The sequence below is a fragment of the Pseudomonadota bacterium genome (genome assembly GCA_030859565.1).
Classification (GTDB): Bacteria; Pseudomonadota; Gammaproteobacteria; order JACCXJ01; family JACCXJ01; genus USCg-Taylor.
Genome location: JALZJW010000154.1, coordinates 1 through 7,851 on the forward strand (window position 1 = coordinate 1; position 7,851 = coordinate 7,851).

Consider the following 7,851-nt stretch of genomic DNA (forward strand, 5'->3'; position numbering starts at 1 on the left):
CCGGCGCGACGCCGGCAATATCCGCCTAGCCAGGTAGTGTCTCAGTTTGAATTTCGGCTATCGTTAAGGGTTGTTAGATGCCTGCCCGTACAGCGAGCGCATGATGCTTGGCAAAGCACTCACCGGGCAGGCGTCTAACAAGCCTCGAAGTAGGAAACCGCGGGATTGTGTCTGGGATCCCGGACTATGGGGATTGTCCGGGCGATTCGTGTCGTTTCAACGTGAGAATCGAATTGGCGGTACGTGCGAGGCACATCGATGAAGCGGTTGTTTCGCGATACGCCTTGGTTTTTTTGCATAACTGTGTGCCGAAAAGGTTGGAAAATCTCTGGATTTCCACCCATAAGCAATAGTATACCGTCGCCCCGACTGCGGCGGTATCTCACGTTGGCCAGTGTGTCTATTGGTGTTCGTGAAATGTTCATGACGGTGGTGCCCGTGGAGTGTTTGCTCGCTCGAGGGTCTCAATGACGATCATCGGCGCACCGCACGCGGGACACACGTAGGTATGGCGAGGAGTGTTGTTGGCATCGAGCGCCTCGGAGGCCGCTTCGGATTGATCAGCATCGTCAAGGAGGCACGTACGGATCCGTTGCACAGTATTGGCGCGTAGGTGGTTGGCGAAGAGACCGAAGTGCCGGATGCGGTGGAAGCCAGTAGGTAGGACATGGATGAGAAAGCGCCGGATGAACTCATCGTGCGTCAACCGCATGGTCTTGTAGTGCTGAGCCGACTTTGCCCGATAGTCCTTCCACTTGAACGTGACGCCTTGGTCATCATGGGCGATGAGCCGGCTGTTCGAGATCGCGACCCGATGGGTGTAGCGGGAGAGGTAGGCGAGGACCGCCTCGGGGCCTGAGAAGGGTCGCTTGGCATACACGACCCAGTCGATCTGGCGCAGTGGACTCAAGAAGTCGGCAAAGGCACCCGCATCGGTGAGGTGTTGGTGTTGACCAAAGCACTCGAGACGCCCCGCACGGTGCGCCACACTCAGTTGCTCGAGGAAGAGACGGCGGAACAGCCGTGAGAGCACCCGCACGGGTAAGAAGAAGCCCCGCTTGCACGGGATCCACTGCTCGCCATCGGGAGAGAGCCCGCCGCCGGGGACGATGCAGTGGAGGTGCGGATGGTGCGTCATCGCGGAACCCCAGGTGTGCAGCACGGCGGTGAAGCCGATGCGGGCACCGAGGTGCTTGGGATCGGCGGCGAGGGTGCGCAAGGTCTCGGCGGTGGCCTGGAACAAGAGATCGTAGATCACGGCTTTGTTCTGATAGGCGATGTCGCTGATCGGCGCGGGCAAGGTGAACACCACGTGGTAGTACTCAACCGGCAGGAGTTCCGCCTGCCGCTCGGCGAGCCACTGCTTGGCGGCTGAACCCTGACATTTCGGACAGTGCCGGTTGCGGCAGGAGTTGTAGGCGATCTGCACCGTGGCGCAGTCGTCACAGCGCAAGACGTGTCCACCGAGCGCAGCACTGCGGCAGCGCTCAATCGCCGACATCACCTTCAGCTGGCCGAGGTTGACATGCCCGAGGTTCTTAAGACGCCACGCGGGGCCATGGTCGCGGAAAATATCCGCAACCTCCAAGGGAGGCCGTGCCATGCCAAAGACTTAGCGTGGCAGTTGGATATCCAGATACTCCAGGGGGCCCTTCACCTCGCGCAGGAGGCTCGTCGCGACATGGCTGTAACGTGCGGTGTTCTCGATCTTCTTGTGTCCGAGCAATACTTGGATGATGCGGATGTCCTCGTGGTGCTCTAGGAGGTGTGTGGCAAATGCATGGCGCAACGAATGCAGCGAAACCCGTTTGTCGATCTCGGCGGCGGCGCACGCCAGGTGGAACGCACGGTTGAGTTGCCGGGTCGACATCGGGTTCACCGGGTTCTGTCCCGGGAACAGCCAACCCCCGGGGAGCAGCTTGCGCTGGCTGCGGCCCTCCCGCCACCAGGCACGCAAGATCGTCAGGAGTGCCGGTGAGAGCATGGCTTGGCGATCCCGTTTGCCTTTGCCCTGCTCGACCCGGATGATCATCCGTTCGCTGTCGATGTCGCTGACCTTGAGGTGCACGACCTCGTTGGCGCGCAACCCCGCGCCGTAGGCGACACCGAGTGCGGCCTGGTACTTGAGGCTACCCGCGGCTTGGAGCAATCGGGTGACTTCGTCAAAGCTCAAGATCTCCGGGAGCTTGCGCGGTTCATAGACGTGGCGCATCTTCTTCATGGCCTCGGGCCGATCGAGCGTGACCTCGAAGAAGAACTTGAGCCCCGTGATGGTCGCGTTCAGACTGGTGCTCGAACCCCCTTGCTCGACCAGGCGCAGCTGATAGCGTCGGAGATCCTCCGCCTCGGCCGTGTCCGGCGAACGGCCGAGGAAACGGGTAAAGTTTGCAACGGCTCTGAGGTAGGCAGTCTGGGTTTTGGGCGAGAACTTGCGCAACGTCATGTCCTCGATCATGCGTTGACGCAAGGGGCTGATGGGCTTGGTAGAATGACTCATGGGTCTATCTCCTGTGTTGTTGGTTGGGGTGGGGAACAACCACCTCAACACAGGTCAGGCCCATCGTGCTAATCGAAATCAGGGAAAACTTGGAACCACCTCGCTACCGACCTACCGCGCGAGCGGTTTAGTACTCCGATCCACAGAAGACGCTAGCCCGAGATCAGGAGGTCTGAATTAAGCGGTGTTTATTTCAATGATCATTCCCGCCTCGCGCAGTCGTTCAACGAGTACCTCACCGAGCCCGGTGGCCGGCGTCAGGACGCCTCCGCGCTCATACCCGCCAGGCAGGGCATCGGTGTTCGATATGAGGCTCAACGCCGACTCGCACAGGCATTTCACCGTGACGCGGTTCCCTGGATCGCCTCGATCACCGATAAGACCACTCACTCTACGGCCATCGTCACTGAGCCCTAGGAGCTGACAGCGGAACCAGCCATTTGCCATGGTGTTCTCAGAAGGGCCGCTACCGGGTACAGGCAGCAAGGGTTTTAGCAGCCGACGGATAGAAGGTCGCCACATCGCGCTCTCGAACAGGGCTATGCCAGCCGTCGCGGCGGCGGCTTTGATCCGCGCGAACGGACGGTTGAACCTCTGATATTCTTGGTAGACGAACTCCGAGCCATACGGCTCTCCGCATTGAGCGTAGAGCGCGGCGCTACGGCGTACGACGCGCGTGTTTATCGCTCCCATCAAGAAGGGCGCGACCCACGTTCCGATGTCGGCATCGTAGCGCGGCCGCGTCGGGTCTTGACTGCGTTCGATCTCGTATTCCGTACGAGCGCTTTCGGGGTTGAGGAGGAAGGGGTGGCTTAGCTCCCCCGGCCGGGTAGACTCATGGGTGTTGAAACTCGATGCGACGGTGCCGCCGTTGAAGCCACCGTAAAGCTGGAAAAACGCCTTCGCCTCTTTGCACGGCACACCTAGCTCTCTTCGCATATGGCGAACCAGGAGGTAAGTACCGAGATCGGAGGGTACCGAATCGAACCCACAAAAAGGAATAATGCGCGTCCCCTCGAGCGCCGCTCGCTGATGATAGCGATCGATGAGCTCCCGTACCCAGCCCGTCTCGCCGGAAATGTCGACGTAATGGGTCTTGAAGCGCACGCAGGCGTCGACGACGGGACTGCCATAGAGCGCGAAAGGCCCGGCCGTGCTCAGCATCACTCGGGTCCGGGACACGATAGCATCGACTGCCGCTTGGTCGCCGCTCTCAGCGACCAATACCGCTGCCGTACTCGCAGGGGCTCCGATCTGCGCCCTCATAGCCTCTAGTTTCTCTCGATTGCGGCCGGCGATGGCCCAACGCAGCTCGTGGGCATGCTGAGCGAAGTATTTGACCGCCTGTTTGCCGGTAAAGCCACTAGCCCCATAAAACACTAGGTCATAATCGCGCTCGGTCATTGGGGCATCGTTCCTTCCTAGTTAGTCATAGTATTACGCCGGCGGGCAAGTACCCCATAGGCGAGCAACGGCGCAGTTGCACGACTCTACTCCTGTGGTAGGCAATAATTCTCCAGCACATTGAGCTCAACCGATCCCGCCACGATCGACGCAGGAAAAAGCCGTATGCGTTAGTCGAGAGGGCGTGCACATATGACCAGTCCACATTGGCGCATTATTAACACCTAGTGTCGCGGTTTTTTGTCTACCGAAGCGCCGGTTCCAAACCTCAAATGGTTAAATCATACCTAGCCGTTGCTTGTCGCGGGGTCCGGCTGCATAATACTCATTCGATAAACAGCATACTATGCGGAGGAGAACATCGTGGCAAAACTATCCATTCGGCTCAAGCGTAACACGGATGAGACACTGAATGCGCAAGTGTTGCGGCAAATAAACGATTCGATCAAGAGCGGCAAGCTTAAACCCGGAGCCTCGCTGCCCTCGACGCAATCACTTGGTAAACAACTCGGCATTTCCCCGGAGACCGTCAGACAGGCGTACATACAGCTTCGGGATAAGAAATTAATTACCCGTGAGGACGGGCTGGGATACCAGGTGCGGGGCAGCAATGCAAAGCGGTCCCCGGTAACGAAAGCTCCTCCGGCCCCAAAAGGGGCTCGGGCGCGCGCGGCATAATAAGCCCTGGTGCCACCATAGCCTAGCCTCGGGCGGGACGGCCCGTCCTGCGCCCCGCTGCGGATTGACAGCGTCCCGGTGCCGGAGTAGGTTCGAAAGTATGCTGGCGAAGTTGCTGAAGTTGACCCCAAGTCGATGAGCGGTTCGTGATCGATGAGTTCGATCCCGCTTACCTCAAGCTATTCCGCGCAGGGAAGATTGAAGAGCGTGTCACAGCAGGTCTGAGGGAACTCGAGGACTGTTGCGCATGCCCGCGCAACTGTCACATCAACCGGCTGGAAAACGAGGCGCGCGTTTGTCGCACCGGCCGTTACGCCAAAGTTGGGAGCGCCTTCGCGCACTTTGGTGAGGAGGACTGTCTGCGGGGCTGGAACGGGTCGGGCACGATCTTCTTCTCGCTATGAGTCGCCCGCAAGGCAGGGCTCTGGCGCTTCGACGAACGCCGTGCCAGAGCCTGATTGACGCGTCGTTGACGCAGGGGCCCGAATCCAGAACCAGGGATGGGAAAAACGAACGTCGACCGGACTATGCCTGGGGCGCAGGCGTGACGGTCTTTCGGGAGGTTAGAGAATGAGGGTGTACCTGGTTCAACACGGAGACGCCGTACCAGAGGAAGTGGATCCGGACCGACCGTTAAGCGATACCGGACGTCGGGACATCAAGCGGCTTGCCAAGTTTCTTAATGCCACTAAGGTGCGCGTATCGCGGATCATTCACAGCGGTAAGACTCGTGCACAGCAAACCGCCGAGATTCCTCGCCAAGGACTCAGGGAGAAACGTGAGTATTGACGCAATGTCCGGTCTCAACCCCGACGATCCGCCGAAGCAGTTCGCAAAGCAGATTGAGGAGATCGGTGCCGGAGCCGTGATCATCAGTCATCTGCCGTTTCTGGGTTTACTAGTGTCACGTCTTGTCGTGGATGATGGAGATCAACCGGTCGTGAGTTTCAAACCCGGCTCAGCAGTTTGTATGGAGAAACATGAAGCAGGGCGTTGGTCAATTACGCTTGTTGTTCGGCCCGAGCACCTGAGCAACTGAGCCGTGCTGTTTATACCGATATTCTGTAGTTATAGCGACGATCTCTCGCGCGCATGGGCAAGATCTCAATCATGACGCATAATCGGTTGATGCAATCCACTCACACGCGACGAATTTGCGATCGCCGCGCCCGCTAGGTAAACGAACTCTCCCGGATTGAGCAAAGTAACCCAAGATCAGTGGTCCCCCGCTCCTAACCGCTAATGTGGAGCTAACTCGTTGAATTGAAAGTAGTGGGCCCGGTAGGACTCGAACCTACGACCAAGGGATTATGAGTCCCTAACCCTTCTGTTTTATGCCGTTTCAGCGAGTAGCAAATCCCCGCACTGTTACGCCACAACTGCTTGATAAATAGCCGCCTACTTGTCACACTGCGTATCATCGGGTACCATCCTTAAGCACGCGGTTTTGGTACCCCGCTGGTACCCCGTAGCGATTCAGGGATTTAGCCATGGCGGCAGTGATGCTGACAGACAAGCTCTGCGAAAAGATGCGCCCGCCTGAGTCTGGGCGTTCCGAGTACTTCGACCCCCGCTTGCCAGGATTCGGCCTTCGCGTCTCGGATAAGGGGACCAAGACCTTTTGTCTTCTATATAGAGTGAACGGCGTCAAACGCCGTTTAACAATCGGGCCATACACCGGCGCCGGGAGTCTGAAGACCGCGCGCGACCGAGCGCGCAAGGCGCTGGAAGCCGCCGCGGAAGGACGGGACCCGGCTACAGAGAAGACTGAGGGCCGCCGCACGGATGACACCGTTAGGCACGTGGTCGAGAGCTACTTCAAACGCCACCTATCGAAGCTCAAGGACGGACAGAAGGCAAAGCGGATATTGGAACAGGAGGTTGTGTCACGCTGGCGCTATCGGCGCATTGGCCACATCACTCGCCGAGACATCATCGAGCTTGTCGACGGGGTGGCCGATCGAGGCACGCCAGGCCATGCGGATAAGGTGCGCGCGTGGATCCATGCGCTTCTGAATTGGTGCCTTTCCCGCGATCTTCTCGATCACAATCCGGCCGCCGCACTGAGACGGCCGCACACACCGCAGATCCGATCTCGGGTGCTCGGTGACGACGAGCTGCGGGCTGTCTGGCATGCCGCCGAGGGGCTCGGGTACCCCTTTGGTCCGGTCCTGCAAATGCTGATGCTGACCGGGCAGCGCCGGGGCGAGGTGTGCCGCATGCGCTGGGCCGATATCGACTTCAGCGAGCGTGTTTGGTTTATGGGCGATACCAAAGGGGGCCGTCCGCACGTGGTGCCATTGCCTGAGCGCGCTTGTGCCATCCTGAGCGCGCTCCCGAGGCTTGGCCAGCACGTGTTCACCACACGGCGGGATCGGCCCGTCTCGGACTCTCAAAGGCCAAGAAGCGCTTGGACAAGGCGGCCGGGGTTGAGGGTTTCATATTCCACGATTTTCGCCGTGGCGTGCGCACGGCGCTGTCTCGGCTAGGCTTCGAGAAGCACATCTGCGATCGGGTGTTAGGCCACGCGACCCATGACGTGAGCCGTCATTACGATCACTGGCAATACTTACCGCAGAAGCGCGCCGCACTGGACGCATGGGCGGCAGAGCTTGAGCGCATTATCGAGGGAGGGGCCAAAATAACCACGATCGGCGTTATTTGATTTCCTTCGGCCGTTACCCAATTGGTAACAGATTTTCCGCAACCCCCGCCGTCTTGATGAGACGATGAGCATGAACGCGGCTCATCTTCCACCGCTCACGAGGCCAGCCTACGGCGTCGATCAAGTGCCGCGTCTCGCCACCTAAGGCCCCCGCTCCGAGCGGGCTTTTTACGTGCGACTACGGCCGCATGCGCCCAATAAGCGCCATCAATCCGTTATCGTTGTCACGACAGCTTGATCCAATGCCGTAAATCCGCTAAGTTTTCCGTCCGTATGTTATAAATGCAAGGGTTTACAGAATGATTCGTTATATCTCAGATTTAGAGCTAGCCCGGCGGTTTTCGGTCTGCCGGATGACGGTCTGGAGATGGACCAGCATAGGACTTTTGCCAAAGCCAGTGAAAATTGGGCCGAACTCCACCCGCTGGCTCTTGGCCGAGGTAGAGGCGGCCGAGGCTAAGTGGCTGCACGCGCGAGAGGCCGAGCCTCCGCCACCTGCACCAGCAGTCGGAGAGCGGCGCGCGGGTGATAGCCATGCCTGACCGCATAAAAAAATGCCCTTGCCGGGGAGTAGCCGACAAGGGCGGGAGCACTGGACATCTCGGAG

At 59.1% G+C, this 7,851-nt stretch carries 10 protein-coding genes and 1 tRNA gene; 7 read left to right on the forward strand and 4 right to left on the reverse strand.

Translation table 11 applies throughout. The features are described 5' to 3' along the window. Nucleotides 1-421 precede the first annotated feature (421 nt). From M3436_17470 to M3436_17480, 3 genes are all read right to left on the reverse strand, one after another. Entirely contained in the window at nt 422-1,603 is a 1,182-nt protein-coding gene (locus M3436_17470; GenBank protein MDQ3565812.1) for an IS91 family transposase, read from the reverse strand. 9 nt (nt 1,604-1,612) lie between these two features. Beyond that, nucleotides 1,613-2,497: a site-specific integrase gene (locus M3436_17475; GenBank protein MDQ3565813.1), complete on the reverse strand. Its 885-nt coding sequence runs from the start codon at nt 2,495-2,497 to the stop codon at nt 1,613-1,615. A 177-nt stretch (nt 2,498-2,674) separates the two neighbouring features. After that, complete coding sequence (locus M3436_17480; GenBank protein MDQ3565814.1) at nt 2,675-3,901, reverse strand: saccharopine dehydrogenase NADP-binding domain-containing protein; 1,227 nt, start codon at nt 3,899-3,901, stop codon at nt 2,675-2,677. A 363-nt stretch (nt 3,902-4,264) separates the two neighbouring features. On the opposite strand from M3436_17480, the gene M3436_17485 reads away from it, so the two are divergent. From M3436_17485 to M3436_17500, 4 genes are all read left to right on the forward strand, one after another. Next, nucleotides 4,265-4,579: a winged helix-turn-helix domain-containing protein gene (locus M3436_17485; protein ID MDQ3565815.1), complete on the forward strand. Its 315-nt coding sequence runs from the start codon at nt 4,265-4,267 to the stop codon at nt 4,577-4,579. A 146-nt stretch (nt 4,580-4,725) separates the two neighbouring features. Continuing rightward, nucleotides 4,726-4,983 (forward strand): hypothetical protein, encoded by a 258-nt coding sequence (locus M3436_17490; protein ID MDQ3565816.1) that lies wholly within the window; start codon nt 4,726-4,728, stop codon nt 4,981-4,983. A 166-nt stretch (nt 4,984-5,149) separates the two neighbouring features. Then, nucleotides 5,150-5,368, forward strand: coding sequence for a histidine phosphatase family protein (locus M3436_17495; protein ID MDQ3565817.1), 219 nt, complete (start codon nt 5,150-5,152; stop codon nt 5,366-5,368). After that, nucleotides 5,358-5,618 carry a hypothetical protein gene (locus tag M3436_17500; GenBank protein MDQ3565818.1) on the forward strand — a complete coding sequence of 87 codons (261 nt, stop codon included), beginning with the start codon at nt 5,358-5,360 and terminating at the stop codon, nt 5,616-5,618. Before M3436_17495 ends, M3436_17500 begins: the two co-directional genes overlap by 11 nt. A 234-nt stretch (nt 5,619-5,852) precedes the next feature. Here M3436_17500 and M3436_17505 read toward each other — a convergent pair. After that, a tRNA-Met gene (locus M3436_17505) sits at nt 5,853-5,926 on the reverse strand. Between the two features lie 143 nt (nt 5,927-6,069). Here M3436_17505 and M3436_17510 point away from each other — a divergent pair. From M3436_17510 to M3436_17520, 3 genes are all read left to right on the forward strand, one after another. After that, on the forward strand, nt 6,070-7,068 hold the full coding sequence (locus M3436_17510; GenBank protein MDQ3565819.1) for an integrase family protein: 999 nt from the start codon (nt 6,070-6,072) through the stop codon (nt 7,066-7,068). Then, the gene (locus M3436_17515; protein ID MDQ3565820.1) at nt 7,044-7,244 is read left to right on the forward strand and encodes a hypothetical protein; all 201 of its coding nucleotides are present in this window, start codon (nt 7,044-7,046) and stop codon (nt 7,242-7,244) included. The genes M3436_17510 and M3436_17515 overlap by 25 nt, the downstream gene beginning before the upstream one ends. A gap of 353 nt (nt 7,245-7,597) precedes the next feature. Further along, nucleotides 7,598-7,786 carry a hypothetical protein gene (locus M3436_17520; protein ID MDQ3565821.1) on the forward strand — a complete coding sequence of 63 codons (189 nt, stop codon included), beginning with the start codon at nt 7,598-7,600 and terminating at the stop codon, nt 7,784-7,786. The last annotated feature ends 65 nt before the right edge of the window (nt 7,787-7,851 follow it).